Source organism: Streptomyces sp. 4F14 (assembly GCF_048159485.1).
In the GTDB taxonomy this organism is placed as follows: domain Bacteria; phylum Actinomycetota; class Actinomycetes; order Streptomycetales; family Streptomycetaceae; genus Streptomyces.
On record NZ_JBLRVY010000010.1, the window covers coordinates 1 to 26,700 of the forward strand.

The following is a 26,700-nucleotide window of genomic DNA, read 5'->3' on the forward strand; positions in this document are numbered from 1 at the left end:
GGCGTCCCGGCTCAGGGCGTCCCGGCTCAGGGCGTCCCGGCTCAGGGCGTCCCGGCTCAGGGCGTCCCGGCTCAGGGTGCTCCGGCGATGCAAGGGGTCCCGCCTCAGGGCGTCCCCGTGCAAGGGGCTGCACCGATGCCGGGCTCCCCCGCGCAAGGCGCCGTCCCTCCGCAGGGCATGGTCCCCGCGCAGGCCCCGCAGGGTGTCGTACCGCCGCAGGGTGTCCCCGTGCCTCCGCAGGGCCAGCCTCTCGTGCCCGGCCAGGTCGCCGGGCAGCCTCAACTTCCCGGGCAGGGTCAGCCTGTTGTCCCGGGCCAGCCTCAACTTCCGGCGCAGGCCCAGCCTGTTGCTCCCGGCCAGCCTCAACTTCCCGGACAGGCCCAGCCCGTCGCCCCCGGCCAGCCCCAACTTCCCGGACAGGCCCAGCCCGTCGCCCCCGGCCAGCCCCAACCCCAGCTCCCCGCCCAGCCCGTCCCCGATTCCGCCGCAGCCGATCACTCCGGTCGGCACGACGCCGTTCCCCACGACCAGGCCGACGACCACACCCCGCCGCAGCCGCACCCGGCGAGCGCGCCGACGGGTCGCCGGCGTCGGGCCGTCGCGGTGCCCCCGGGGGCGGACGTGGACGAGGAGGCCGTGGCGCAGCAGACGCAGATTCCAGGGCAGGCGCAGATCCCGGGCCAGGCCCCCGCGCAGCCCCCGGCCGCTCTCCCGGCGCAGGCCGCGCAGAGCCCCGTACCCGGCGCCGGCCGGCCCGAGACCGGCGTACCCGGCACGGGCGTACCGAATGCGGGTGCCGCCGGGGGCCCCGTACCCGGCGTCGTCCCCCAGGCTCAGCCCCACCCCGTCCCGCAGCCGGGGCACACCGGGCATATCCCCATGCCGCTGCCCGCCGAGGCGCCGCCCGCGCAGCCGTTGCCCGCCGAGGCGATGGAGACCGACTCCACGCAGGGGCGGTCGATCAGTGTGCGGACGCTGGGGCAGGGGGTGCCGTTCACGCGGCAGGCCGCGCAGGTGCAGCAGCCGCAGACGACGCCTCCGTCGGGGACCAGTGTCGGGCGGCGGCGGAAGCTCGGGACTCCGCCGGGGCCGGAGGCGCGGCCGCATCCGGCCGCCGAGCAGCCCGTGCAACCCGCCGTGCCCGCGCAGCAGTTGCCGCATCCGTCGATGGCGGGGCAGACGCGGCTCGTGCCGGGGACGGAGGAGGCCGGGCGGTCGTACGCCATAGGGGCGCCGGACTCGAACGCCGCGGAGGGTCCTGAGCCGTTGGACGGGCCGGGCGGGGCCGTCGAGGTCGCCGACACGCCCCGACCGCAGCCGATGGACGACGAGTTGCCGCCCGAGCCGCTCGACAACCCGCGCCGGCTGCTGGTCTGGCCCGCGCCGGACGTCACCACGCAACAGGCGCTGAGCGACCGCGGATACCGGCCGGTGATCGTCAACTCCCGTGAGGAGGTGGACGCGCAGATCGCCGCGTTCCCGGCGGCCCTGTTCGTGGATCCGCTGACCGGGCCGATCACGCGGACCGCGCTCCAGTCGCTGCGTACGGCGGCGGTCGCGGCGGAGGTTCCGGTGCTGGTCACGGCCGGGCTGGGGCAGGCGACGCGGGAGGCGGCGTACGGCGCCGATCCGGCCGTCCTGCTGAAGGCGCTCGCGCCCCGGGACAGTGAACAGCATCCGCCGCGGGTGCTGCTGATCGAGGAACACGCCGAGATCGCGCTCGCGTTGACGTCCACGCTGGAGCGGCGGGGGATGCAGGTCGCGCGCGCGGCGAGCGATGCGGACGCGGTGATGCTGGCCGGGCAGTTCCGGCCGAACCTGGTGGTGATGGACCTGATGCAGGTCGACCGCCGGCAGGCCGGGATCCTCGACTGGCTGCGCGCGAACGGGCAGTTGACCCGGACGCCGCTCGTCGTCTACACGGCCGCCGTCGAGCAGCCCGATCTGCCCCGACTCGCCTCCGGGGAGACGGTGTTGTTCCTCGCGGAGCGCTCGACGAGCGGTGAGGTGCAGTCGCGGATCGTGGATCTGCTGGCCAGGATCGGCACCAACTAGCCCTATCTGGCCACGAGTCTGCGCGCCGCCTCCCGGATCGACGCCCGCAGGCGGTCGCGGTCCGACTCCTCGGTGCCCGCCAGGATGCGGCTCATCTGGGGGACGACCGTCATCCAGTTGGCCAGGGAGATGAGGAGCAGGAGCAGGTCGGCCGGGGGGATCGCGTCGGTGATCACGCCGCGTTCCTGGCCGTCGCGGACCGCGTCGACCTTGTGGACGTAGTGCTCGCGGCGGGCCTCCTCGTCGGGGAGGTCGGCCGTGCCGTACTCGATGCCCTCCCAGTACAGGAGGCGCAGCAGGTCCGGGTGGGCCGCGTGGTAGTCCATGAGGCGGTCGATCCAGCCGTCGATGTCGTCCGGGTCGACGGGGACGGCGGCAGCGAGTTCGACCATGCGGCGGCTGAGGACCTGCGTGAACAGCTCCGCCTTGTTGCCGTAATAGACGTAGATGAGCTGCTTGTTGGCCTTCGCCTCGGTCGCGATGCGGTCGATTCGGGCACCCGCGATGCCGTACCGGGCGAACTCGGCGACGGCCGCGTCGAAGATGCGCGCCTTGGTGGCCTCGGGGTCTCTGACTGCCATGGGTTCAGGGTAGCGGGGGCGGCGGGATAACCAACTGTTTGGTTGACAGGGAATGAGGGGTGCTTCCAGACTGTTGAGCTGTCGTCGCCAACCAACTGGTTGGTTGTGTATTCGTACGTGCTCGAAGGAGCCGAACGTCATGCAGTCGCCGTCCCTTCCCCTGACCTCGGTGTCCCGGCCCGTCCCGGCCCGCGCCGCCCGTTTCCTGTTGCCGCTCATAGCCCTCTGCACGGCGGTCACCGCCGCGAACATCTACCTCGCGGCGCCGCTGCTGCCGCTCATCGCGCGGGACTTCGGGACCAGCGCGTCGTCGGTCGCGTGGATCGCGTCCGTCGCCCAATTCGGTTACGCCGCCGGGCTGTTGGTGTTCGCGCCGCTCGGGGACCGGGTCAACCGGCGGCGGATCGTGGGGGTGTTGTCGGTCGTCACGGCGTTCGCGCTGGGCGGGGGAGCGGTGGCCGGGGGCGCCGGGGTGCTCGCCGTCGCCGTGTTCCTCGCGTCCGCCGCGACCGTCGTACCGCAGATCCTCGTGCCGTTCGTCGCCGAGCGGGCGCCCGCCGATCGCCGGGCGCGGCATGTGGCCGCCGTCATCGCCGGGCTGTTCACGGGGATCGTCGCGGCGCGGGTGTTGGGCGGGCTCGCCGGGCAGGCGTTCGGGTGGCGGTGGGTGTTCGTGGGGGCGGGGGTGCTGACGGCCGGGCTGGGGCTGGTGACGGCGGCGGTACTGCCCCGGGAGGCGCGGGGGCGGGGTGAAGGGCCTTTGTTCGCCGGGCTGTTGGGGATGCCGGGGCTGGTGCGGAGGTCGCCCGAGCTGTGGCGGGCTTGCGTGCGGCAGGCGGGGATGTACGGGGCGTGGTCGGCGTTGTGGACGTCGCTGGCGTTGCTGTTGACGGGGTCGGGGTCGAGTGCGGGCTCCGGGGCGGGTGCGGGTTCCGGCTCGGGTTATGGCATGTCCACCGCTACGGCCGGCCTCTTCGGGCTGTTCGGGCTCGCGGCGAGCGTGGTCGCGCCGCTGGCCGGCGGCCTCGTGGACCGCTTCGGCGCCGGGCACGTGGTGCGGGGCGCGTACGGGGTCGCCGCGCTGTCGGTGCCGCTGTTCTGGTGGGGCGGGTACACACTGCCGGCGATCTTCGCGGCGGCGGTGCTGATCCACGCGGCGCTGGTGGCGTCCCATGTCGCCAACCAGACACTGGCGTTGACGACGACGCCGTCCCCCGGGGTCGCCAACAGCGCGTACGTGGTGGCGGGGTTCGCGGGCGGGGCGACGGCATCGGCGCTGGCGGGGGTTGCGTACGGGGGGTTCGGGTGGGGCGGGGTGGTCGCGGTGGCGGGGGTCTGGCTGGGGCTGGGATGGGGGGTCACGGCGGTGCGACGGTGAAGGTCGGGGTGACTCTGATACGCCAGTCAGTCGAGGTCTTTCAGGGGCGCGGGGCTGTATCGATTTGCGGCTACCGCCGCGTGGGCGCGACCAGCCCCCACAACCCGCACCCGCCGGCGCACCACAAGCCACCCCTCCCCTACCGCCCTCAGACCTCCGTGATCTCCAACTCCCCCTCCGCGTACTGCCTCCGCAACACCTTCTTGTCGAACTTGCCCACGCTCGTCTTCGGCACGGCCTCGATCACCGTCCACCGCTCAGGAAGCTGCCACTTCGCGACGCCCCCCTCGTCCGCGAGGAACGACCGCAGCTCGGCGAAGTCCGCGCTCGCCCCCTCCTTCAACACCACGGTCGCCAGGGGCCGTTCGCCCCACTTCTCGTCCGGGACCGCGACGACCGCGGCCTCGGCGACAGCGGGGTGGGCCATCAGCGCGTTCTCCAGGTCCACGGACGAGATCCACTCGCCGCCGGACTTGATGACGTCCTTCGCGCGGTCCGTGAGCGTGAGGAACCCGTCGGGCGAGATGGTCCCGACGTCGCCGGTCTTGAGCCAGCCGTCCGCGCTGAACTTGTCCTCGGGGCGCAGGAGTTCGGCGTCGGGGCCGTTGTAGTACGCGCCCGCGATCCAGGGCCCGCGCACCTCCAGCTCCCCCGCCGAGACGCCGTCCCACGGAATCCGCTCACCGCCGGGCCCGGTGAGCCGCGGCTCGACGCCCGCGGGGAACCGCCCCTGCGTGAGCCGGTACGCGAACTCCTCGTCCGTACCGATGACTTGGGCGGGCGGCCGGGAGATCGTCCCCAGCGGCGAGGTCTCGGTCATGCCCCACGCGTGGCAGACCCGCATGCCGAGTTCGTCGAACGCGGCCATCAGCGCGGGCGGACAGGCGGAGCCACCGATGGTGACCTGCTGGAGGCTGGCGACCTCGCGCGGCCGGGCGGTGAGTTCGGCGAGGAGCCCCTGCCAGATCGTCGGCACGGCGGCGGCGTGCGTCGGTTTCTCGGACTCGATCATCTCCGCGAGCGGCCCGGGCTGGAGGAACCGGTCCGGCATCAGCATGTTGACACCGGTCATGAAGGTCGCGTGCGGCAACCCCCAGGCGTTCACATGGAATTGGGGTACGACGATGAGGGAGAGGTCCTCGTCGGTGAGGCCCATCGACTGCGCCATGTTGACCTGCATGGAGTGCAGGTAGATGGAGCGGTGACTGTACACAACTCCCTTGGGGTCACCGGTCGTTCCGGACGTGTAGCACATCGCCGCGGCGCTGCGCTCGTCCAGTTCGGGCCAGTCGTACGAAGTCGGCCGCCCGGCGATCAACTCCTCGTAGTCGTGCACCCGCACGGAGGCGTTCGCGAGCCCTGACCGGTCGCCGGGGCCCGAAATCACCACGTGCTCAACGGTCTTGAGGTGCGGCAGCAGCGGGACGAGCAGCGGCAGGAGGGAGCCGTTGGCGATGACGACCTTGTCCTGGGCGTGGTTGGCGACCCACACCAACTGCTCAGGGGGGAGGCGGAGGTTGAGGGTGTGCAGGACGGCGCCCATGGAGGGGATCGCGAAGTACGCCTCGACGTGCTCGGCGTTGTTCCACATGAGCGTGGCTATCCGCTCGTCGCCGGTCACCCCCAGTTCGTCCCGCAGCGCGTGCGCCAGCTGTGCCGCCCGCGCGGCCACGTCCGCGTAGCTCCGCCGATGCGGCTCCGCCTCGCCCGTCCAGGTCGTCACCTGCGAGGCGCCATGGATCGCGGCCCCATGGGTCAGGATCCTCGAAATCAGCAGCGGTACGTCCTGCATCGTGCTCTGCACGGCGTCCTCCAAGGCGACATTGCCTGCGACGGAACTGGTTGAGGCTGATTCTGCGCACATACCACTCGGTATGTCACTAGGAAGGGGCCGATCGATCGGCTCACATTAAAGCGAAGGTCAAAACGGCAGGTGCGGGGCGGTCATCGGCCCAGCGCGGCGAGCAGTTCCTCGGTCGCCGTACGCAATCGCCCGGCGCTCGCGGGATCGAAGGCGGGGCCGGTGAGCGGCAGCGGTTTCCCCTGGTTGAACGCGGTCAGGGCCGCCGCGGGAGGCTTGTCGAGCAACTCGGTCATCGGGACGATCGCCTTGGCGACCGGCGCGGCGAGCAGGCGTCCGAGGACCTTGTAGAGGGTGCGGGCGGGCTGGTTCATGCTGTCGCCGATGCCCGTGGCGACCAGGCCGGGGGCGTACAGGACGTACCGGGGGCGGGCGTCCGGGTGGACCTGGGTGAAAAGGAGACGGCGAGGAGGTCGTTGCGGCGGGCCGTCTGGGTCGCGATCCGCATCCCGCTGTAGCCCTCGCGGAGTTGCAGGTCGTCGAAGCGCATCTTCCCGGGGGCGCCGGGGCCGCGATGTTCAGCACGACCGGCGCCTCGGCGCGCTCCAGGCGGTCGTACAGGCCGTGGCCGAGGAGGTAGCGGCTGAGGTAGCCGAGCGCGAAACTCGACTCCAACCCGTCCTCGGTCTCCACGCGTTCACCCCGGAAGCGCTGGGCCGCGAGCACCAACACGTCGATGGTGTAGGGGAGTTGGGCTATGAGATCGCGTACGCCGGCCGTGGTGCCGAGGTCGGCCCGTACGAAGTCGGCGCGCTCACCGGCCACTTGGCGAAACCGCTCCCCCTTGGCCGCGCTGCTGCCCACCGCGATCACCCGGTCGCCCCGGGCCGGATAGTGCAGGGCGAGACCGCGGCCTATGCCGTCGGTTCCTCCGGTGATGACGAACGTACGCACGCTTCTCTTCCGGGCGGTCCGGGTACCTCGTGCGAGAGGGGCGGCGGCAGGGTTTCCGCTGACGGGCGCAGGCCGTCGGTGAGCAGGGCGAGGTACCGCCGCCGGTCCACACCCTCGGGATCGCCGGGATGGACGACGGCCATCGCCATCACGACGACCGCGACCAGATCCCGCACCTCCAGCTCCCGCCGCACCACCCCCGCCTCGACCGCGCGCTCCAGCAGCCGCCCCAGGGACGCCACGAACCGCTCGGCGGTCTCCCCCGCGAACGTCCGGAACCCCAGCGCCAGCGAGTGGATCGCCCGCCGCCGGACGAGTACGTCGGTGACGGTCGCGAGCGCGGCGACGAGATCCCGCCAGGGGTCATCGCCGCGGGCCGTGACCACGGGGTCGATCTCGGTGGCCAGCACATGGTCGAAAACGGCCCGGACGAGCTGATCGCGACCACCGAACCGGCGGTAGAGCGTCATCACACTCACCCCCGCCCGCTCGGCGATCTGCTCCAGCGTCGCTTCCGGCCCGACCTCCTCGAAGGCGAGCACGGCGGCGCCGAGGATCCGCTCGTGATTGCGCGCGGCGTCTGCCCGCAGGGGGCGCATGGGGTCACTCATCACGGGTAAATGTGAGCTGCCTAACACTTACCCTTCAAGGGCTGTCCGGCGGAGAAGGAGGCGCCGGGGGCCGGGGGGCGAGCCGGTCAGGCTCGCGCCAGCTCCAGCTCCGGGTCCTCCCGGAGTTTGCCCAGCGCCCGCGACACCGCCGACTTCACCGTGCCGATCGAGACGCCGAGGACCTCCGCCGTCTGGGACTCGCTGAGGTCCTCGTAGTACCTGAGGACTACCATCGCGCGCTGGCGGGCGGGGAGCTTCAGGATGGCTCGCCACATCGCGTCGTGGAGGGCCTGCTGCTCGGCGGGGTCCTCCAGGCCGGGGACCGGCTCCGGCTCGGGGAGTTCGTCGCACGTGAACTCGTCGACCTTGCGCTTGCGCCACTGGGACGTGCGCGTGTTGAGGAGGGCGCGGCGGACGTAGCCGTCGAGCGCGCGGTGGTCCTCGATACGGTCCCAGGCGACGTACGTTTTCGTCAGGGCGGTCTGGAGCAGGTCCTCCGCGTCGCACGGGTTCGCGGTCAGCGAGCGGGCGGTGCGCAGGAGCACGGGCTGACGGTCGCGGACGTAGGACGCGAACGACGGGTACCCCGGGCGGACGGTGGTCCGCGCCCCGCTGTTCGAAGCGCTGGTGCAGACGGGTGTGGTCATGTCCTCCACGCTAGGAGGGACACCCCGTGGTCCGGATCGCCCGCAGGTCCCGAAGACGAGTCCCCCTCAGGTTGTAGGGGTGGGGCAGGCCCCACCTCCTGAAGGTGGAGCCCCGGGACCTGGGTACTACGGGAAAACCCCTGGGGGGTCATCTGTCCGCTGTAAGGATCAGACCCGACGTAGGTACCCCGGTACCGGCTGTCACCAGCGCGGTCCCGGCGCCGGGCACCTGGTTCACGGCCGTCCCGCGCAGTTGCCGTACGGCCTCGGCGATGCCGTTCATACCGTGGAGGTACGCCTCGCCGAGCTGTCCGCCGTGCGTGTTCAGCGGAAGCCGGCCCTCCGCGACGTACCCGGGTCCCTCTCCAGGACCACAGAACCCGAACTCCTCCAGCTGCATGAGGACGAACGGCGTGAAGTGGTCGTACAGGATGCCCACGTCGATGTCGCCGGCGCCCAGCCCGGCCGCGCGCCACAGCCGCCGCGCGACCGCCCCCATCTCGGGGAGCCCCGCGAGGTCGCCCCGGTAGAACCCGGTCATCTGCTCCTGCCCCTTCGCCGCGCCCTGCGCCGCCGCCGCGATGCGTACGGAGGGCTGCGCGAGGTCTCTCGCGCGCTCGGGGGTCGTCACGACGATCGCCTGGCCGCCGTCCGTCTCCTGGCAGCAGTCGAGGAGGCGCAGGGGTTCGACGATCCAGCGGGAGGCGGCGTGGTCCTCCAGGGTGATGGGGCGGCCGTAGAAGTAGGCGGCGGGGTTGGTGGCGGCATACCTCCGGTCTACTACCGCCACCTCTCCGAACACCTCAGGGGTTAGGCCGTAGGTATGGAGGTACCTCTGGGCCGTCATCGCCACCCAGGAAGCCGGGGTGAGCAGGCCGAAGGGGAGGGTCCAGCCGAGGGCGACGCCTTCCGCGGAGGGCTCGCGCCGGGTGACCCCCGAGCCGAAGCGGCGGCCCGAGCGTTCGTTGAAGGCGCGGTAGCAGACGACGACCTCCGCGAGGCCGGTCGCCACCGCCATCGCCGCCTGCATGACCGTCGCACACGCCGCGCCGCCGCCGTAGTGGACCCGGGCGAAGAACCCCAGCTCCCCGATCCCGCACGCCTGCGCGACGCTGATCTCGGGGCTCGTGTCCATCGTGAACGTCACCATGCCGTCGACGTCCGTGGGAACGAGCCCGGCGTCGGCTATCGCCGCGCGTACGGCTTCCGCGGCCAGGCGCAGTTCGCTGCGGCCCGAGTCCTTGGTGAACTCGGTGGCACCGATGCCGGCGATGGCGGCGCGTCCGGCGAGGGGCGTGGTCGTGGGCCTGGTCATGGGCGTGGTCATGGGCCTGGTCATGGGAGCACCACCTGCACGGTGCCCGTCACATGGCGTCCCCGGCTGTTGTCCCCGGTGACCTTGACCGTCACCTCGTCGCCGTCGACCCGTTCGACCTCGCCCCTCAACTGCATCGTGTCCCCGGGATAGTTGGGCACCCCCAGCCTGATCGCGACCTTGCGCAGGCGGGAGTTCGGGCCGAAGTGGTCCGTGATGTACCGGCCCACCAGGCCGTTGGTCGTGAGGATGTTCATGAAGATGTCCGGGGAGCCCTTGGCGCGGGCCGCCTCGGGGTCGTGGTGGACGTCCTGGTAGTCGCGGGAGGCGATGGCTCCGGCGACGATCAGCGTGCGGGTGATCTCGACGTCCAGCGGGGGGAGTTCGGCGCCTTCCTTCATGCCGGGCCCCCTGCCGACTCTTGGGGACGGAACACCGGGAGCGTCAACTCGTCGTCGTACGCCCGGAATTCGAGGGTGACCGGCATACCGATGCGGACCTTGTCGCAGGGCACGCCGATGACGTTGCTCACCAGCCGTACGCCTTCGGCGAGTTCGACCAGGGCCACGGCGTACGGGGGGTCGAAGGCCGGGAACGGGGGGTGGTGCATGACGACGTACGAGTAGACCGTGCCCTCGCCGGACGCCTCCAGCGTGTCCCAGTCCGGGGAGCCGCAGTCGGCGCAGCCGGGGAGCCAGGGGAAGCGGAGGGCCGTGCAGGCGGTGCAGCGCTGGAGGAGGAGGCGGTGGCTCCGGACGCCTTCCCAGAAAGGGGAGTTGTCGCGGTTGATCACCGGGCGGGGGCGGTCCGGGAGGCGCTGCGGCGGGGCGTACTTGAGGATGCGGAAGCGGTGTGTGCCGACCAACTCGCCGCTCTGTACGCGCAGTTCGGTGCGGGTCGTGACGAAGTGGCCGGCGCCGAGCTTCGTGGACTTGCGGGGGGACACCGACTCGATCACCGAGTCGAAGGTGACCCGTTCGCCGAGGCGCAGGGGGCGGACGTACTCCTGCTCGGAGTCGGTCGCGACGACGGCCGTGCAGCCCGACTCGTCGAGGAGTGCGAGGAGTTGCTCGTAGGCGTCGGTGCGGGGCGGGTGGCCGGAGAGGCCGCCCATCGTCCAGACCTGGAGCATCGTGGGCGGGGCGATCGGGTCGGGGCCGGTGTAGGCGGGGTTCGTGTCGCCGAGGGCCTCGCACCAGTGGCGGATCATGGGGGCGTTCACGGGGTCCTTGGCGAGTCCGGCGACGGTGGCGGGGAGGCCCTCGTACGCCTTGAGTCTCGCCTCGTGGGAATCGTCCGGCACGGCGACCCTCTCCCTCACTGAGAAGATTCCTGACTGTCCGTCAGATGGCGTGGACTGTCAAGAACGGGACGCCAGTTGGGGACATGTGGAAACGCCTGCGCGGCGAAGCCCGAGAGCCTCGCCGCGCAGGCGTTCCACCACCCCGGTGAATCCACCCCACACCCGGTCGGAGGGCCGGTGCCGGTGCTCCGGCCCTCCCAGGTCAGCGGGTCACCACCACAGCGGGGCGAAGGTGACCTGCACGTTGTGGTTGCCCTGATTGATGGCCGTGAACGCGGAGCCGTTCACCTGGGCCGTGTTGCTCTGGTTGCTCGCGCCGGAGCCCACGGCGTTCTGCTGCGTGGTGGACAAGTTGCCGTTGTTGTCGCCGGCCACACCGCTGCCGATGATGCTGGCGACGCCCGCGTTCGATCCGTCGTCCGCGAAGCCGCCGTTGTCCGCCGCCGCGACGCCGGTGAACAGAGCGGCGGCGAGCGGGAGGGCGGAGACAGCGGCGACGATGCGGGCGGTACGGATGCTTGCCATGTTGTTCCTCCAGTGAACCCGGCTCGTGACCGGGATTGCATGAACTACGGCTGTTACCGGGCCAGTTGGCCGACCGTCCCGGTGGTTGTGACGACGTCGCGAGATCAGAGTTGCCCACCGGACCCCCACGGAACCACCCCAGGCGGCGTGATTAGCACGCAAGCGTGATGACCAGTCGATAAACCCCTTTCACCACCGTTCTGCGCGAGCGGTGACTTCCCGGGCGCGTCGCGACCGCCGTATCCCGTACGCCACTTGGGGTGAAGCGTTCCGGCAGCCCGGTCGGCGACCGCGCCCGAGACCGCCTTCCGGTTCTGCGCCCCCTCCCGTTCTTCGAACGGGTGTGCGAAACTGGGGGCATGGCCACCACCGACCGGCAGGCCACCACGCTGGCCCTGGCGCACGCACTCTCGGCCGCCGAGCGCGGCCTGTCCGTCATCCCCCTGTCCCGTACGAAACTCCCGGCCCTGCGCTCCCCCCACCGCCTCGACCCACCCGGCACCCCGCCCTGCCACGGCGAATGCGGCCGCCCCGGACACGGGGTGTACGACGCGACGACCGACCCGGCCCGCATCCGCGCGCTCTTCGCGGTGGCCCCCTGGGCGACGGGGTACGGCATCGCCTGCGGCCTCTCCCCGCACCACCTCATCGGCGTCGACCTCGACACGAAGGGCGACACCGACTCCACCGCCGCGCTGCGGGAGTTGGCCCTGCGCCACCTCTTCACCATCCCGCCGACGGTCGTCGTCCTCACCCCCTCCGGAGGCCGCCACCTCTGGCTCACCGGCCCGCCGGACGTCGTCGTCCCCAACTCCGCCGGCCGCCTCGCGCCGGGCATCGACATCCGGGGCGCGGGCGGATACCTGGTCGGTCCTGGCTCCCGTACGGACCACGGGGTGTACGGCACGGCGCCGGGTACGTCCCACCTCACCCCGGCGCCGTGCCCGCGCACCCTCCTGCGGCTGCTCCTCCCGCCGCCCCGGCCGTCGTCCTCCGCCGCGTCCGGCGCCGCCTCCCAACACGGGCAGGGGCTCGTGCAGTTCGTCCTCGCGGCGCACGAGGGGCAGCGCAACACCCGCCTCTTCTGGGCGGCTTGCCGCGCCTACGAGAACAACCTCGGCCTGTCGGGGGAGTTGCTCGAAGCGGCGGTCAGGACGGGGCTGACGGAGCGGGAGGCACGGTCAACTCTGGCGTCCGCCGCGCGACTTACGGGGTGGCGGGGAGGGCGGCTCTAGAAGCGGGGCCTTCGGGTGCCCTCGGCGGAAAGTAGCCCTTCAAACGGCGTGAACCGGAGCACCCCGTAGCGAAAAGGAGCGCTTTCGTAGGTAAAAGTGAGGACTTCGGCCTACGACACGCCTAAGGTGTCCGACCATGTCCCTGACCCGAGTCGTCCTCCTGTCCGGCCGTTCGATCGAGCTCTCCGACATCCGGCTCTCCTCGACGTACGGCGGCCTGCTGGAGGGCTACCCCTGCGCCCGTGTCAACGACATGGCGATCAACGGGCTGTTGAGGGGCGCCGAGCGCGACTCCCCGCGTACGCCGGTCCACTTGGTGGAGCCGCCGCGCACCTATCCCGACGACGACCCCAAGGGCCCCTTCGGCCCCGTGGAGATCCTCCCCGCGGTGTCCTGCGTCGCCTTCTTCCGCTCCACCCCGGTCTCCCCCTCCCTCGACCCCGTCCTGCACCGCTCCGCCCTCACGGTGATCTGGTTCCAGCAGACCGCCCAGGTGCCGTCCGGCACGGACGCGGACAAACGCCTGCGCGCCCTCGACTGGGAGGACCTGGCCCGCGACGACGAACTCTGACCAGCCCGAAGGGGTGCCCCTCTCCCGAGGAGCACCCCTTCTCACCTGCGGTGGGTGTGGGATTTGAACCCACGGTGACATCGCTGCCACGACGGTTTTCAAGACCGTTCCCTTAGGCCGCTCGGGCAACCCACCTCGGCCGCCGCCCACCTGGGGCGGAGCGGGGACAGCCTACCGGCCCCGGGTGGGGGGTGGGGTAATTCGGGGGTGCTCAGGCGGGGTTCCGGCGCAGCCACAGGAGTGCGGTGTGGACGGTCAGGCCCGTGAGGCCCGTCGCGTAGAGCCAGAAGGCCGGTGAGGTCGGGTCGGGGGTGAGGAGTTCGTCGGTGGAGAGGGCGATCAGCAGAACCGTGGAGGCCGTCGTCGCGTTGCGCCTGCGGTGGGCCAGGCGGTGGGTGCGGCGGGGGCCGTCCGCGAGGTGGAGGGCGTGGATCTCGGCCGGGCCGAAGGTCTCCTCCGCCGAGGTGCCTGGCGTCAGGTGGCTGCGGGCCTCGGTCACGTGGGCGCGGGCCTGCGCGCGCGGCATGGCGTGGCGGGTGCGGAGGAGGGCTTCGAGGTGGGTGAGCCAGTGTTCGTCGCCCGAGCGGGGGGTGAACCAGTGGCCGGGGGCGGGGAATGCGAACGCCGCGGTGGTGAGGGCCAGGCCCGCCGCGACCATCAGAGGCGCGGGGAGCGTCAGGGATCGCCCCTCCGGGAGGAGCGTGGACGCGGTGACGCCCCCGGCGAGGGCGACGACCGCCCCCGCGGCGAACCCCCACGCCCGCCGACCCGCGGCCCGGGTGACCGCCGCGAGGATCACCAGCACCACGACGGCCACGACGGCCACGTACGCCGCCAGCGACGACCAGCTCGGGCGCAGCCAGAGGCCCTCGCCGATCCAGGTGAGGACGCCCATGACGGCGCCCAGCGCGCCCAGGGCCGCGAGGTACGCCGTGAGGCGGTCGGACGGGGTCATGCCCTCGGCGTCGCGGCGGGCCCGGTGGGCGTCGGGCACGCGCTCCTCCCGGACCGAGCGGGCGTACGCGTCCGGCTCGCCGAACAGGTCGGTGGCGGTGCGGCCCGACTCGGTGACCGCCTCGTGGGCCTCGGCGAGGATCCGGGTGGGGAGGTCGTCCGGGACCTGCGGGTCCAGGGCGAGGCGGAACTCCACCACCGCCGCCCACTGCTCGTCGTCCTTGCGCTGCCACGTGACGGTCATGCCGTGCCTCCCTCCAGAAACGTTACGGCCGGGTCCGCTGTGTCCGGCGCCCCACAAAGCGTAAGGGGCGCCCTCCCTGGAGGACGCCCCTTACACACGCCACGGATCAGGACTTGCTGTCGCCCGTCCGCGAACCCAGCGTCAGGTCCACCGTCTGGGTCTTCCCGCCGCGCTGGTAGGTGATCGTCACCTTGTCGCCGGGCTTGTGGGTCCAGATCTCGCCGATCAGGGTCGGGCCGGAGTCGATGACCGTGTCGTCGAGCTTGGTGATGACGTCGCCCGCCTTGAGGCCGGCCTTGGCGGCGGGGCCGCCCGCCTCGACCGCGCCCTGGTCGCTGATCTTGGCGCCGCCGGTGCCCTCCTCCAGGGAGACGGAGGCGCCGATCTTCGCGTACACCGGCTGGCCGGTCTTGATCAGCTGCTGGGCGACGTACTTCGCCTGGTTGATCGGGATCGCGAAGCCGAGGCCGATCGAGCCGGCCTGGCCGGAGCCGAGGCCGCCGCTGCTGTTGGACTGGATCGCGGAGTTGATGCCGATGACGTTGCCCTGGGCGTCCAGGAGGGGGCCGCCGGAGTTGCCGGGGTTGATCGAGGCGTCCGTCTGGAGGGCGCTCATGTACGAGCTGCTGCTGCCGCTGCCGTCCGAGGAGGCGACGGGACGGTTCTTCGCGCTGATGATGCCGGTCGTGACCGTGTTGGACAGCCCGAAGGGGGCGCCGATCGCGATCGTCGAGTCGCCGACGGCGACCTTGTCGGAGTCGCCGAGGGTGAGCGGCTTCAGGTCCGAGGGCGCGTTCTTGAGCTTGATGACGGCTACGTCGTACCCCTGCGCGCGCCCGACGACCTCCGCGTCGTACTTCTTGCCGTCGGGGAACGTCGCCGTCACCTTGCCGCCGTCGGCCGCCTCCGCGACGACGTGGTTGTTGGTGACGATGTGCCCCTGCGTGTCGAAGACGAAGCCGGTGCCGGTGCCGCCCTCGCCGCTGCCGGACTCGGCCTGGATGGTGACGGTGCTGGGCAGGGCGCGCTGGGCGACCCCCGCGACCGTGCCGGCGTCGCGCTTGACCGAGCCGCCGCTGTCGGAGGCGGAGACGGTCGTCGAGCCGTTGTCGTCGTTGTCCTTGGCCATCGTGTAGCCGAGCGCGCCACCGAGGCCCCCGGCGACGAGGGCGGCCGCGACGACCGCCGCGACGAGCCCGCCACGCCCCTTGCGCCGGGGCGCGGGCTCCTGCCCGTACGCCGCGCCCCACGCACCGCCGGCGCCCGCACCGCCGTCGGCGTACGAGGGGACCGGCGGGGCCGGGGGCGGCCAGGAGCCGTCCACGGGAGCCGGCGCGGGGGTGGTGCCGTAGGCGTTCTGCGGGCGCGTGTGCGCGTACGGGTCCTGGGCGGGAGGCGCGTACGGGCCGGCCGGCGCGGGCTGCTGCTGGGGCGCCGGCGGCTCCGGCGCGGTCTTCGGCAACTGCGCGGTCTCCTCCGCGGCCGGGGACGTCGTGGGAGAGTCCACCGGCACGGGAGGTGCGGACGGGGCCGGGGGTACCGCGGTGCCCTCGTTCTCGGTGCTCACAGCTGTTCTCCTCGGTCCACGGCTGTCTGTCGAGTGTGCGTTGCCTATACGCTTCAAGCTTTTCCCACAGGCCGTCAGAGCACCATAAGCGGTGGCTGTGGGTCGACGGGCTTTCCTTATGTGCGACATCGGATGATACGACGGACATACCGGGCGCTCGTACAGAACATCTCAGACGGTTCTCAGATGGGACCATGACGCGGTGACCCACGCACGCCAGCACCACATCCAGGTCGTCGCCCACCGAGGCGCCTCCGAGGAGGCTCCCGAACACACCCTCGCCGCGTACCGCAAGGCCATCGAGGACGGCGCGGACGCGCTCGAGTGCGACGTACGGCTGACCGCGGACGGGCATCTCGTCTGTGTGCACGACCGGCGCGTCAACCGGACGTCCAACGGGCGCGGGGCGGTGTCGGCGCTGGAGCTCGCCGAGCTGAACGCGCTCGACTTCGGCTCCTGGAAGACGAAACGGGCCGCCCGCGCGCGCGTGGGGGACGAGGAGGAGCCCGACTGGGAGTTCCGGCCGGAGGACCGCGAGCATACGTCCGTGCTGACGCTGGAACGGCTCCTGGAGCTCGTCGCGGACGCGGGGCGGCCGGTGGAGCTGGCGATCGAGACGAAGCATCCGACACGTTGGGCCGGGCAGGTGGAGGAGCGGCTGCTGACGCTGCTGAAGCGGTTCGGGCTCGACGCGCCGGACGACCCGGCCGAGTCCGCCGTACGGATCATGAGTTTCTCGGCGCGGTCGCTGCACCGCGTGCGCGCGGCGCAGCCGACGCTGCCGACCGTGTACCTGATGCAGTTCGTCTCGCCCCGGCTGCGGGACGGGCGGCTGCCGGCGGGGGTGGGGATCGCGGGGCCGTCGATGCGGATCGTGCGCAGTCATCCCGCGTACGTGGAGCGGCTGAAGCGGGCGGGGCACCAGGTGCACGTGTGGACGGTGAACGAGGCGCAGGACGTCGACCTGTGTGTGCGGCTGGGGGTCGACGCGATCATCACGAACCGGCCCGGGGCCGTGCTGCGGCATCTCGGCACCCGGTAGGCGACCGTGATCGTCACGGGGTGTGCACCGGCGCGTTCGGTGCGTGTACGGGCGTGAAGAATGCGTCAGCGGACGGTCATCCACCGGTTTCCGGTACAGGCCAAGGGGGCATCCACTCGGTGGCGTGGGGCGAAGGAGGTCTCGGGGGTGGCGTTGGTGGTGGCACAAGAGGTGCCCACGTCGTCGAGCATGGCCGTGTCCCATGGCCCTGCGGGCGTGGGCGAGGCGAGACACCGGATGCGGGACCAGCTGCGCGGCGGCGGGGTCTCCGAGTCGGTCGTCGACGACGCCGTACTGATCCTGTCGGAACTGCTCAGCAACGCGTGCAAGCACGGGCGTCCGCTGGGCGACGCGCTCGCGGGTGACGGCGACGTGCGCGCGGCCTGGCGGGTCGACGCGCGCGGGCGCCTGGTCGTCGAGGTCACGGACGGCGGCGGCCCGACCCGGCCCTCCCCGGCCCACCCCTCCGTCACCGCGCACGGCGGCCGGGGGCTGAACATCATCTCCGCGCTCGCGCACGACTGGGGCGTCCGCGACGACGTCCACGGCGAGGTCACCGTCTGGGTCGTCGTCCACAACGACGTCCACGACCCGGACGCGTGCACGGCCGCCCGTACGGACTTCTCGCCGGGGCCGGTGACGCCGTCGCTGGCCGGGCTGGACTTCGAGGACCTGGAGTAGGCGGGGCGCCCGCGCGCGGGGCCGCTCCGCCACCCCGACCGGCTAGGCTCCCGGCGTACCAGACCAGCCGTACCCGGGAGACAGTCGATGGCCAAGAAGCGACCCCAGACCAAGGCCCAGGGGCCTCAGGTGACCGACGGGGAGATCCCGGTCGTGGGGGCGCGGGAGCCGTGTCCTTGCCGCAGCGGGCGGCGCTACAAGGCGTGTCACGGCCGGGCGGCGGCGCAGGCGGTCACCGAGCTGGTGCACCGGCCGTTCGAGGGGCTCGCGGGGGAGTGCGACTGGGTCGCGCTGCGGGAGCTGGTGCCGGCCGCGACGGCCGGGCTGACCCTCAAGGGCGGGCTGCCGGACGGCGTGCCCTCTGTGACGCTCGCCACGGTGCTGCCGATGGCGTGGCCGGCGCTGCGGCGCGACGACGGTTCGGTGCTGCTGGGGCTCCAGAACGACACCTCGTCGGGTGACGTCAGCCGCGACCTCGCGGACAACCTGCTGCGCGCGCTCCAGGCCGAGCCGGGCACTGCGGTGCAGGGCCGCCGGGCGCCGGCGGACGGTCCCCGGCTCCAGGATCTGCTGGATCCCGAAGGCGGGTTCGAGCCAGTTGTCCGCCCCGGTTTCGACTTCTGGGTGCCGGACACGGAGAACGCGACCGCGGACGTGACGGCGTCCCTGGAGCGCGCGAACGAGGCGGTGATCCCGACGGTCAAGCTGACCGGTGTGGACGCCGCGTACTGGTGCGAGACGCCGGAGAAGAACCACCTCAGGTGGGTCATGCCGCACCCGGAGGAGCGTCTTCTGGACGCTCTCGCGCGCCTGCACGCGGCCGGTGCGTCGAGCCTCGGCGAGGGCACCCGCCTGGTCGGTTCCTTCCGGGCGCACGGCCTGACCGTGCCGGTGTGGGACCTGCCGAGCGAGGTCCGCGCGGAGGACGTCGAGAAGCCCGCCGCCGCGTTCGCGGAGCGCCTCGCGACCGCCCTGGCCACGGACGCCCCGCTGACCCCGGACGAGCGCCGGGCGCGCGGCGGTCTGACGAACCGCCAGGTCACCCTGAGCTGACGCGGGGCTCCCCCGGGCGGGTGACTCCGCTCACAACTCCCGTACCCCGTAAGGCCGCTGAGCGCCGGAATCCGCCGCTCAGCGGTTGTCCGGAAAGACTCCGGACCATCGATGAAAACGGGAGATCGAATTTGCTTGGAGCCGATCTCTTGTTACGGTTCGAGTAGCCCGGTTGCTGGTGCATCCCCCGTCGCCAGCAACCGGGTCTTTTCATGCCCCCGCCCGGGCCCCGCGCCGCTTCACAGTCCGGCGCGATCCGTCAACTCCCCGTGTCCGGTGCGGAGTTGCTCCCCGAGCGCAGCAGCAGCGGCCCGTCGCCGCGGTGCGCGAACTCCGTCACGGCGCTGTAGGCGTCGAGGTTCCCCCGGGTCCGCTCACGGGGCGTCTCGCAGCTCGTGGGCTCGTCCTCGGCGCCGACGGCGCACCGCCGCTGGACGGTCCGCCCGTCGGGCCCCAGGAAGCTCAGGACGGCCTCCAGGGCCCGCCCGGTGGCGTTGCGGTAGTAGGTCCGCGCCCAGGTGTCCTCGCCCTGCGTCAGGACGCAGGTCTGCGCCTCCACCCCGTCCGGCGAGGTGAGTTCGGGACCGCAGCGCGCGGCGCTCGCGCCCCCGAGGCCCAGCAGGCGCGCGGGCCGCGAGGGCACGGCCGGCCTGGGGTCGTCGCGGGCGGGTACGACCGCCCGTACGGCGTCGTCGAGGACGTTGCCCTCCTCGCCCGCCGGGCCCGCCGACGCGAGGGTCAGGGGGAGCGCGACGGCGCACAGGGCGGTGGCGCCGAGGGCGAGGAGGCGAAGGTTCATAGGCGGAAGATAACGACCACGCGCGCGCGTGCCGTCCCTTCCGCGCCGGGCGGCCCTACAACTCGGGGGCGCTCACACCCGTACGAGTGAGGACGTCGACGACCGTGTCGACCACGGCCTCCACGTCGGGCACCCAGGGCGTGGCGGAGCCGGGCAGCGGGGCGCGCTCCCAGCGGATGTCGCCCTGGCCGCAGAGGGAGGGCGGGAGGGCGAGGTAGCCGCCCTCGCCGTGGAAGCGGAGCGAGCCGGGGACGTAGTCCTTCGCGTACAGGAGTTCGCCGAGCTGTTCCATCGAGTACGGCTTGACGAGGATCGCCCAGCGCGCGGGCGCGGCGACGACCGGGCCCAGGCGCATGCCCTTCGCGTCGAGTTCGGCGAGGGCCTGGGCCGCCGCGCGCGCGGGCAGGCTGACCGCGCAGGGCGCCGCGCCGCCGGTCGCCAGGACGATCGGGGCGGTGGGGCGGTTCGTCCACCACCAGCGGACCATCCGGTCGTCGGTGGTCGCCGCGAGGAGGCCGGGGTCGAAGGGGTGCGCGCCGGGCATCGTGCAGCCCGGGTCGGGGCAGGTGCACCGGGACCGGCTCTCCGGGTCGGCCGGCGCACCGGGGAGCACCGGCCACTGCCACTGCGTCGCGCAGGTCAGCGCCGCGTCGATCAACTCAGGCATCCCGTCGCCGCGTTGGGACAGAAGCCTGCGTCGCCTTCCGAGGATCTCGCGCATGAGCGCTCGTTCCTTTCCGTTGCACCGCTGGCAACACCGTGGGCCACATCACACCATGTGTCGATCACTTCACTGTGCATACCTGTTGGCGCATCACACCCTTGCACCGAGCAAGAGGAACCCCGAACTGCGTCGCGCAAAAGCCTTGGGCGTGGCGGGGGGTGGCGAAGTCTGGCGTTTTGCCGTCCCGCGTATTTCTCTCCGCCTCCGCCACGGAGGATGGGGCTCGGTCGTCGATGGCTATGACGCCCGGGTCGGTCACGAGGTTCCGGGCTACCGAGTACGTACCCATCACGACCGGTGTGACGCTCTGTGGAACAAGGCCAGTCGACCTCAATCGCCCGGAACCCGAGTCAGTTTTAAGCCAACTTTGCAATTCTGTCCACAACTCACTCTCTGTTCATCTGCGTTCATCGGCATCGCACGGACACCGGGAATCCGGATAGGACAATGCTGGACATCCCATCACGAGTGCGTGTAGATGTGGTGACACTGCCGGCGGTGCAGATTGAGCAGAATGACATGGGGGTTTGCGATGCTTTTGAGCAAAACGCACCGGTCCGAGAGCCGGACGCCATGAACGCCCCTCACCCTCCGAAAGTGGCCGGAATCGATTCCACGGTTCCCGCACCCGCCCACACTGCCGCGCCCGTGTCCGCGGGCCCGCCCGCCGCGGCCGTCCCGCTGCCCTCCACCGCCCCCACCTGCGCACCGGCACCGGGCGCCGCCCTCCAGGACCGCCTCGCCGGCTGGGTCTCCGACCTCACCACGCTCCACGAACTCACGGAACGTGTCTCCCGCACGGACACGCTGCCCGCGGCCCTGGACGAGCTCCTGCGCGCGGGCGCGGCCCTCGTCGGCGCGGCCCGCGGCCTGGTCGTCCTCGAACCCTCCGACGGTCCGGTGACCACCACCGCGCTCGGCCTGGACCGCGCGGACCTCGGCAGCCTGGAGACCGTCCCGCGCGCGTCCCTCCCCCACGGCCGCCTCCTCGACGCCCCCGGCGAACGGGAGTTGATCGTCGCCGACCTCCTCGCGGAGGAGGGCCTGGACCCCCGCCACCGCGAGGTCGCGGGCCGGCTGGGGTACGCGGCGGCGTACGGGGTACGGCTGGAGCGGGACACGCGGTACGGGCCGGCGCGGGTGGAGTTCGGCCGGCTGACCGGGAGGAGCGGGGCCACGCAGACGCGGGGCGGCGAGGCCGGCGGGGCCGGTGGCCTCGGCGGATCGGGCGGCGCTGGTCAGCTCGGCGGGGGTGGCGGGGCTGGAGGGACTGCTCAACTGGGCGGCCTGGGCGGCGCCGGCGGGCTCGGCGCCTCTGGCAGGCTCGGCGGAGCTGGTGGCCCTGGCGGGCCCGGCAGGGCCGGCGGAGGCAGCGGGCTCGGCAGCGCGGGCGGAGGCAGCGGAAGCGGTGGCCTCAGTGGGGGCGGTGGCATCGGTGGAGGCGGTGGCATCGGTGGAGCCATCGTCTCCAGCGTCCCCGGCATTCCCGGTGTCCCCGGCAACTCCCCTGTCTCCGTCGGGTCCAGCAGCCCCGGCATCCCCGGCTCCGTCGGGTCCGGCATCCCCGGCTCCCCCGTCTCCGGTGGGTCCGGCGTTCCCGCCAACTCCCCCGTCCCCGGCGGGTCCAGCGGCCCCGGGCTCCCCGACTCGCCCGGTATCCCCGGCGTCCGCAGTGCCCTCGACGCACCCGACCCCGTGGCGCCTCCCGCCTTCTCCGGCGCAGTCGTCTGGCTGTACGACGAGCCCGGGGCGCCCGACGAGCGGCGGCGGCATCTGGTCGAGCTGTACGCGCGGTTCGCGGCGGCGCACATCGGGCGGCTGCTGGAGGTCGAGCACACGCGCGCGTGCATGGCGACCATCGCCGAGGAACTGCTGCCGTCGCGGCTGCCCCGGGTCACGGGGGTGCAGCTCGCGGTGCGGCACCGGCGCGGGGCGCACGGGGGCGGTGACTGGTACGACGCGCTGCCGCTGCCGGACGCCGCGCTCGGGCTCTCCGTCGGGGCCGTCACCGGCGCGGGGGCCGGCGCGGTCGCCGCGATGGGGCGGCTGCGGGCCTCCCTGCGGGCGTACGCGGTGATGGAGGGCGAGGACCCCGTCGCCGTGCTGTCCGACCTCGAACTCCTGCTGCGGCTCACCGAGCCCGCCCGGTCGGCCACCGCGCTGTTCGCCTACTGCGAGCCCGCCCTGCGGAAGATCACCCTCGCCGGGGCCGGGCACTGCCCGCCGCTGCTGGTCGGCGACCGGCGTACCGAGTTCGTGGAGACGTCCGTCTCGGCACCGCTCGGCATGCTGTCCTGCTGGGAGGCGCCGAGCGTGGAACTGGAGGCGGAGCCGGGAGAGACGGTTCTGCTGTACACGGACGGGCTGCTCAGGCGGACCGGGGACTCCGTGGACCGGGCCTTCACCCGGCTGCACGCGGCCGCCGCCGGGGTGCCGAAGGCGCTGCGCGGGGACCCCGGGGCCGTCGCGGACCACGTGCTGCGGGCGATGGTGCCGGACGGGGAGGGCGCGGAGGACGTCGTACTGCTGGCGGTGCGGTTCGAGTAGGACCGGGTAGCTCCGCAGGGGGAGACAGGAGGATGGCCCTATAGGGGGGTTTGCCGGATTCCGTACATCCGTACGATGGGGGCAGTCCCGATGTCGCGGGACGGTCCCGTGCCGTATGGAGGAGGAACACCGTGGCTGACGAGCTCACCACCGAGGGCGAGCCTGAGGAGCCGATCAAGCAGCGCAAGAACGGCCTGTACCCCGGGGTCTCGGACGAACTCGCCGAGAACATGAAGTCCGGGTGGGCCGACACGGAGCTGCGCGACCTCGCGGCGATCCCGCAGGCCGATCGGACCGCCGCCCGGCGTGCCGCGCTCTCCGCCCGCTTCCCCGGTGAGCGGATCGTCGTCCCCGCGGGGAACCTCAAGGTCCGGTCCAACGACACGGACTACCCGTTCCGCGCGTCCGTGGAGTACGCGTACCTGACCGGCAACCAGACCGAGGACGGCGTCCTCGTGCTCGAACCCGAGGGCGCCGGGCACACCGCCACCCTCTACCTCCTCCCCCGCTCCGACCGGGAGAACGGCGAGTTCTGGCTCTCCGGCCAGGGCGAGCTGTGGGTCGGCCGCCGGCACTCCCTCACCGAGGCCGCGCAGGTGTACGGCCTCCCCGTGTCCGACGTCCGCGAGCTCGCGGACGCGCTGCGCGAGGCGACCGGGCCCGTCCGCGTCGTGCGCGGCTACGACGCGAGCGTCGAGACCGCCCTCCACGACAAGGTCACCGCCGAGCGGGACGAGGAGCTGCGGGTCTTCCTCTCCGAGGCGCGGCTCGTCAAGGACGCCTTCGAGGTCGGCGAGCTCCAGAAGGCCGTCGACTCGACCGTGCGCGGCTTCGAGGACGTCGTACGGGTCCTCGACAAGGCCGAGGCGACCTCCGAGCGGTACATCGAGGGGACGTTCTTCCTCCGCGCCCGCGTCGAGGGCAACGACGTCGGGTACGGGACGATCGCGGCGGCTGGGGCGCATGCCTGCACGCTGCACTGGGTGCGCAACGACGGCCCCGTGCGCTCGGGCGACCTGCTGCTGCTCGACGCCGGCGTCGAGACGCACACGTACTACACGGCCGACGTGACGCGGACCCTCCCCGTCAACGGGCGGTTCAGCGAGGTGCAGCGGCGGGTGTACGACGCCGTGTACGACGCGCAGGAGGCCGGGATCGCGGCGGTGCGGCCCGGCGCGAAGTACCGGGACTTCCATGACGCCGCCCAGCGGGTGCTGGCCGAGCGGCTCGTCGAGTGGGGGCTCGTCGAGGGGCCCGTGGAGCGGGTGCTCGAACTGGGGCTCCAGCGCCGGTGGACCCTGCACGGGACCGGGCACATGCTCGGGATGGACGTCCACGACTGCGCTGCCGCGCGGGTGGAGTCGTACGTGGACGGGACGCTGGAGGAGGGCATGGTGCTGACCGTCGAGCCCGGGCTGTACTTCCAGGCCGACGATCTGACGGTGCCCGAGGAGTACCGGGGGATCGGGGTGCGGATCGAGGACGACATCCTGGTCACGGGGGAGGGGAACCGGAATCTGTCCGCGGGGCTTCCTCGGCAGGGGGATGAGGTCGAGTCGTGGATGGCTTCGCTTAAGAGCTGAGGTTGTGGACGGTGGCCGGGTTCCGAAGGGGGGTCCGGCCACCGTTGCGGGGTGTCGCGCCATCGTGGCTGGTCGCGCAGTTCCCCGCGCCCCTAAGGCGTCACCGGCAGGGCGTCTACAAAGAGAGCGCCTGCCAGGAGTCCTGCGCTTCCCCTCGGGCTCCAGCCCCGTTCGTTCAAGTCCGCGTCGAACGCCTCCAGCGCCGCCCTGCCCTCCCCCGTCGCCGTGCCGCCCGCCTCCAGGACTCCGCGCGCTCCTGCTTGCACCTGTCTCAGCCCCAACGGGCCCGCCGTGTGCAGGAGTTCGGTGTCCTGGAGGGTGGACATCACCGTGAGGAGCGCGTCGAGGCGGGCCGCCTCTTCGGGGGCGCCCGCTGTGCGGGATGCGGCCAGGGACGTGAGGGCGCGGCGGACGTGAGGGAAGCCGGCGCGGGCCTCTCCCCTCGCGCCCGCCGCGCCGTACTTCGCCGAGACCGTCGAGCCCCGGGACGGGCGGCGGGGGGCCGTGCGGTCGGGGTGGGCCGCGATGCGTTTCGCGGTGGTGGTGATGTCGGCGCCTCGGGCGAGGGGGTCGAGGGCGGCCGCCGCGACCAGGAGGCCCAGCGTCCACAGGGCGCCCCGGTGACCGCCGCCCGCCAGGCCCACGGAGTGTTCCGTGCAGCGGCCGATCGAGCCGAGTTCCGCGCGGAGGCGGGGGGTCGGTTCGCCGGTGCGGCGGGCCGCCGCCGCCATCGCCGTCAGGCCCGGGACCAGCGCCTGGGCCGACCAGCGCAGTCCGCCGTGGTCCCGCCGGGTGACCCGCGCGGCCAGGTCACGCGGATCGGGCAGCCCCGGCTTCGGCACCAACGCGAGCTGTCCGGTCAACGCGTCCACGGCGGCTCGCGCGAGCGCCTCGTCGGCGGGGCTCTTCATGGACGTACCTCCTGGGAACAGAACAGTGCCGCCGGTGAAGGCCATCCCGCTACGACGCGGGTGCGTCCGTGGGCGGGGTGCCCGTGGGCGGGGTGCCGCCTCCGCCTCCGCTGCCCGCGCCCGTGTTCTCCGCGTCCGGGTCGATGCCGAGGGTCAGGTAGCCCTTGTAGCCCTTCGAGGGGTCCTTCTTGTGGACCGGGTCGAGGGTGAGGAGGCCGCTGGCGGCGCCGCCTCCGTCGTAGACCATGTCGTCGGCGAGGAGCGTGTAGCTGCCGGAGTGCCGCGCGTACGGGTCCAGGGTGAAGATCTGCTGGGCGGTCTCGTCGGCGAAGAAGAGCTGGCCGGTGTGGTTGACCTTGCCGCCCTCGTAGGTGCCGTCCTCTTTCGTGCCGCCGGTGTGGACCTTGACGTGGATGTGGCAGGTGCGGGGGGTGTACCAGCCGGGGAAGATCGTCTCGAACTTCACGACCCCGTTGGCGTTGGCGATCTGGTAGCCACGGAGGTACGTCGCGTCGTTCGCCGTGGAGCCGTCCTCGCTCTCGGCCGGGGCCGAGCCGCCCGGGTTGGCGGTGGTGTAGCCGGAGTAGTAGCCCCAGGCGTCGCAGTGCCAGATCTCGACGGCCGCGCCGGGGACGGGGGTGCAGCCGTCGGTGGCGTCGACGACGGTGAGGCGGAGGGTGAGGGGGACGCCGCTCTTGCCTTCGGTGATGTTCTTTCTCACCAGCGCGCCGTCGAGGTAGTAGGGGCCCTCGGTGACGCTGGTCATGAGGGTCATGCAGGCGGCGGCCGTACTCGCCCCCGTGCCCGTCTCCGCGTACGCCGCCTGGTAGCCCGCCAGCGCCAGTCCGCCCGCCGCGGCCGTACCGCCGCCGACGATCAGCGCGCGGCGCCGGGTGATCGAGGTGTCCTTGTGGTTTCCCGTCATGCACAGGAAGGTAAGAACCGCGTCCGTCAGTTCCTTGGGGGTCCGCTGAGAGGGACCTGTGAGCGCTGAGGAAACTGAGGCCGCGTCACACCGCGACGAGCGGAGCGTCCTCGCGCCACTTGAGGATCTTGTCGAAGCTGACGACCGCGCCGCCGAGTCCGGGCTTGTTGCCGATGTGGACATGGTCGGCGAGCTGCTGGATGAGGAAGAGGCCCCGGCCCTGTTCCGCGTCGGCGGCGGAGACTCTGGGCGCTCTCTCCGCGTGCGCGAAACCGGGCCCCGAGTCGGTGACCTCGATCCGGCACTTCTCGCCGTCGAGGTAGGCGGTGACGCGGAACGCCTCGGACGTCGTGCCCCCGCCGTGCTCGACGGCGTTCGCACATGCCTCGGTCAGCGCGACGGAGAGGTCGTAACAGACGTCGGGGTCGACGCCCGCCGTCTCCATCGTGCCGAGCAGCAGACGCCTGGCGAGCGGCACGCTCGCGGCATCGCGCCGCAGATGCAGTGACCACCAGATGCTCATGTTCCAGCCTCCTGGTCGCGGCTCTGGTCGCGGCTCGACATACCGATACCTATTGCCCCGAGAGGGCTCATGTAAGCGTGAATTCCACGTGATCCCGCCCATGTGGCGGACGCGCGCCGGGCCGTGGCGGGTGTATGCGCACCTCAGTCGCCTCTTGTCGTTTCCGCCGGA

25 protein-coding genes, 1 tRNA gene and 2 pseudogenes are annotated in these 26,700 nt (G+C 72.4%); 9 read left to right on the top strand and 19 right to left on the bottom strand.

Annotated elements, in window-relative coordinates; genetic code table 11:
• A pseudogene (locus ACLZOT_RS18615) lies at positions 1 to 2,055 on the top strand (hypothetical protein); the annotation flags it as partial.
• 2 nt (positions 2,056 to 2,057) lie between these two features.
• On the opposite strand, the gene ACLZOT_RS18620 reads toward ACLZOT_RS18615, so the two are convergent.
• Positions 2,058 to 2,636 carry a TetR family transcriptional regulator gene (locus ACLZOT_RS18620; RefSeq protein WP_416970081.1) on the bottom strand — a complete coding sequence of 193 codons (579 nt, stop codon included), beginning with the start codon at positions 2,634 to 2,636 and terminating at the stop codon, positions 2,058 to 2,060.
• A gap of 139 nt (positions 2,637 to 2,775) precedes the next feature.
• On the opposite strand from ACLZOT_RS18620, the gene ACLZOT_RS18625 reads away from it, so the two are divergent.
• A complete protein-coding gene (locus tag ACLZOT_RS18625; RefSeq protein ID WP_416970082.1) occupies positions 2,776 to 4,014 on the top strand; it encodes an MFS transporter in 1,239 nt (412 codons plus the stop codon).
• 148 nt (positions 4,015 to 4,162) lie between these two features.
• Here the strand turns inward: ACLZOT_RS18625 and ACLZOT_RS18630 are convergent, their stop codons facing one another.
• The 10 genes and pseudogenes from ACLZOT_RS18630 to ACLZOT_RS18675 all read right to left on the bottom strand — a co-directional run bounded on the left by ACLZOT_RS18630 (position 4,163) and on the right by ACLZOT_RS18675 (position 11,170).
• The gene (locus ACLZOT_RS18630; RefSeq protein ID WP_416970083.1) at positions 4,163 to 5,818 is read right to left on the bottom strand and encodes a long-chain fatty acid--CoA ligase; all 1,656 of its coding nucleotides are present in this window, start codon (positions 5,816 to 5,818) and stop codon (positions 4,163 to 4,165) included.
• A gap of 140 nt (positions 5,819 to 5,958) precedes the next feature.
• Positions 5,959 to 6,189: a hypothetical protein gene (locus ACLZOT_RS18635; protein ID WP_416970408.1), complete on the bottom strand. Its 231-nt coding sequence runs from the start codon at positions 6,187 to 6,189 to the stop codon at positions 5,959 to 5,961.
• Positions 6,186 to 6,365 carry a hypothetical protein gene (locus tag ACLZOT_RS18640; protein ID WP_416970409.1) on the bottom strand — a complete coding sequence of 60 codons (180 nt, stop codon included), beginning with the start codon at positions 6,363 to 6,365 and terminating at the stop codon, positions 6,186 to 6,188. The genes ACLZOT_RS18635 and ACLZOT_RS18640 overlap by 4 nt, the downstream gene beginning before the upstream one ends.
• 113 nt (positions 6,366 to 6,478) lie before the next feature.
• A pseudogene (locus ACLZOT_RS18645) lies at positions 6,479 to 6,769 on the bottom strand (SDR family NAD(P)-dependent oxidoreductase); the annotation flags it as partial.
• A complete protein-coding gene (locus ACLZOT_RS18650; protein WP_416970084.1) occupies positions 6,730 to 7,380 on the bottom strand; it encodes a TetR/AcrR family transcriptional regulator in 651 nt (216 codons plus the stop codon). The gene ACLZOT_RS18650 and the pseudogene ACLZOT_RS18645, both read right to left, overlap by 40 nt.
• An 86-nt stretch (positions 7,381 to 7,466) precedes the next feature.
• A complete protein-coding gene (locus ACLZOT_RS18655; RefSeq protein ID WP_416970085.1) occupies positions 7,467 to 8,027 on the bottom strand; it encodes a SigE family RNA polymerase sigma factor in 561 nt (186 codons plus the stop codon).
• Positions 8,028 to 8,175: 148 nt separating this feature from the next.
• Complete coding sequence (locus ACLZOT_RS18660) at positions 8,176 to 9,342, bottom strand: lipid-transfer protein (protein ID WP_416970086.1); 1,167 nt, start codon at positions 9,340 to 9,342, stop codon at positions 8,176 to 8,178.
• A 20-nt stretch (positions 9,343 to 9,362) separates the two neighbouring features.
• Positions 9,363 to 9,743, bottom strand: coding sequence for a MaoC family dehydratase (locus ACLZOT_RS18665; protein WP_416970087.1), 381 nt, complete (start codon positions 9,741 to 9,743; stop codon positions 9,363 to 9,365).
• Positions 9,740 to 10,645 carry a bifunctional MaoC family dehydratase N-terminal/OB-fold nucleic acid binding domain-containing protein gene (locus ACLZOT_RS18670; RefSeq protein ID WP_416970088.1) on the bottom strand — a complete coding sequence of 302 codons (906 nt, stop codon included), beginning with the start codon at positions 10,643 to 10,645 and terminating at the stop codon, positions 9,740 to 9,742. The genes ACLZOT_RS18665 and ACLZOT_RS18670 overlap by 4 nt, the downstream gene beginning before the upstream one ends.
• 210 nt (positions 10,646 to 10,855) lie before the next feature.
• The gene (locus ACLZOT_RS18675) at positions 10,856 to 11,170 is read right to left on the bottom strand and encodes a hypothetical protein (protein WP_416970089.1); all 315 of its coding nucleotides are present in this window, start codon (positions 11,168 to 11,170) and stop codon (positions 10,856 to 10,858) included.
• Positions 11,171 to 11,529: 359 nt separating this feature from the next.
• Here ACLZOT_RS18675 and ACLZOT_RS18680 point away from each other — a divergent pair, with 359 nt between their 5' ends.
• On the top strand, positions 11,530 to 12,405 hold the full coding sequence (locus ACLZOT_RS18680; protein ID WP_416970090.1) for a bifunctional DNA primase/polymerase: 876 nt from the start codon (positions 11,530 to 11,532) through the stop codon (positions 12,403 to 12,405).
• Positions 12,406 to 12,541: 136 nt separating this feature from the next.
• Positions 12,542 to 12,976: a hypothetical protein gene (locus ACLZOT_RS18685; RefSeq protein ID WP_416970091.1), complete on the top strand. Its 435-nt coding sequence runs from the start codon at positions 12,542 to 12,544 to the stop codon at positions 12,974 to 12,976.
• A gap of 48 nt (positions 12,977 to 13,024) precedes the next feature.
• Here ACLZOT_RS18685 and ACLZOT_RS18690 read toward each other — a convergent pair.
• From ACLZOT_RS18690 to ACLZOT_RS18700, 3 genes are all read right to left on the bottom strand, one after another.
• Positions 13,025 to 13,111: transfer RNA gene (locus ACLZOT_RS18690), tRNA-Ser, on the bottom strand.
• Positions 13,112 to 13,187: 76 nt separating this feature from the next.
• A complete protein-coding gene (locus ACLZOT_RS18695) occupies positions 13,188 to 14,174 on the bottom strand; it encodes a hypothetical protein (protein WP_416970092.1) in 987 nt (328 codons plus the stop codon).
• A gap of 106 nt (positions 14,175 to 14,280) precedes the next feature.
• Entirely contained in the window at positions 14,281 to 15,741 is a 1,461-nt protein-coding gene (locus ACLZOT_RS18700; protein ID WP_416970093.1) for a S1C family serine protease, read from the bottom strand.
• 202 nt (positions 15,742 to 15,943) lie between these two features.
• Here ACLZOT_RS18700 and ACLZOT_RS18705 point away from each other — a divergent pair, with 202 nt between their 5' ends.
• The 3 genes from ACLZOT_RS18705 to ACLZOT_RS18715 all read left to right on the top strand — a co-directional run bounded on the left by ACLZOT_RS18705 (position 15,944) and on the right by ACLZOT_RS18715 (position 18,517).
• Entirely contained in the window at positions 15,944 to 16,783 is an 840-nt protein-coding gene (locus tag ACLZOT_RS18705) for a glycerophosphodiester phosphodiesterase (RefSeq protein ID WP_416970094.1), read from the top strand.
• A 60-nt stretch (positions 16,784 to 16,843) separates the two neighbouring features.
• Positions 16,844 to 17,464: an ATP-binding protein gene (locus tag ACLZOT_RS18710; RefSeq protein WP_416970095.1), complete on the top strand. Its 621-nt coding sequence runs from the start codon at positions 16,844 to 16,846 to the stop codon at positions 17,462 to 17,464.
• An 87-nt stretch (positions 17,465 to 17,551) separates the two neighbouring features.
• Positions 17,552 to 18,517: a DUF5926 family protein gene (locus tag ACLZOT_RS18715; protein WP_416970096.1), complete on the top strand. Its 966-nt coding sequence runs from the start codon at positions 17,552 to 17,554 to the stop codon at positions 18,515 to 18,517.
• Positions 18,518 to 18,776: 259 nt separating this feature from the next.
• Here ACLZOT_RS18715 and ACLZOT_RS18720 read toward each other — a convergent pair whose 3' ends face one another.
• Both ACLZOT_RS18720 and ACLZOT_RS18725 read right to left on the bottom strand, forming a co-directional pair.
• Positions 18,777 to 19,316 carry a hypothetical protein gene (locus tag ACLZOT_RS18720; protein WP_416970097.1) on the bottom strand — a complete coding sequence of 180 codons (540 nt, stop codon included), beginning with the start codon at positions 19,314 to 19,316 and terminating at the stop codon, positions 18,777 to 18,779.
• A gap of 55 nt (positions 19,317 to 19,371) precedes the next feature.
• Entirely contained in the window at positions 19,372 to 20,037 is a 666-nt protein-coding gene (locus ACLZOT_RS18725) for a bifunctional DNA primase/polymerase (protein ID WP_416970098.1), read from the bottom strand.
• 450 nt (positions 20,038 to 20,487) lie between these two features.
• On the opposite strand from ACLZOT_RS18725, the gene ACLZOT_RS18730 reads away from it, so the two are divergent.
• A complete protein-coding gene (locus ACLZOT_RS18730; RefSeq protein ID WP_416970099.1) occupies positions 20,488 to 22,587 on the top strand; it encodes a PP2C family protein-serine/threonine phosphatase in 2,100 nt (699 codons plus the stop codon).
• Between the two features lie 131 nt (positions 22,588 to 22,718).
• Positions 22,719 to 24,170 carry an aminopeptidase P family protein gene (locus ACLZOT_RS18735; protein WP_416970100.1) on the top strand — a complete coding sequence of 484 codons (1,452 nt, stop codon included), beginning with the start codon at positions 22,719 to 22,721 and terminating at the stop codon, positions 24,168 to 24,170.
• A gap of 92 nt (positions 24,171 to 24,262) precedes the next feature.
• Here ACLZOT_RS18735 and ACLZOT_RS18740 read toward each other — a convergent pair whose 3' ends face one another.
• From ACLZOT_RS18740 to ACLZOT_RS18750, 3 genes are all read right to left on the bottom strand, one after another.
• The gene (locus ACLZOT_RS18740; protein ID WP_416970101.1) at positions 24,263 to 25,081 is read right to left on the bottom strand and encodes a triphosphoribosyl-dephospho-CoA synthase; all 819 of its coding nucleotides are present in this window, start codon (positions 25,079 to 25,081) and stop codon (positions 24,263 to 24,265) included.
• A 49-nt stretch (positions 25,082 to 25,130) separates the two neighbouring features.
• Positions 25,131 to 26,006, bottom strand: coding sequence for an intradiol ring-cleavage dioxygenase (locus ACLZOT_RS18745; protein WP_416970102.1), 876 nt, complete (start codon positions 26,004 to 26,006; stop codon positions 25,131 to 25,133).
• Positions 26,007 to 26,091: 85 nt separating this feature from the next.
• Positions 26,092 to 26,529: an ATP-binding protein gene (locus ACLZOT_RS18750; protein WP_416970103.1), complete on the bottom strand. Its 438-nt coding sequence runs from the start codon at positions 26,527 to 26,529 to the stop codon at positions 26,092 to 26,094.
• Positions 26,530 to 26,700 lie beyond the last annotated feature (171 nt).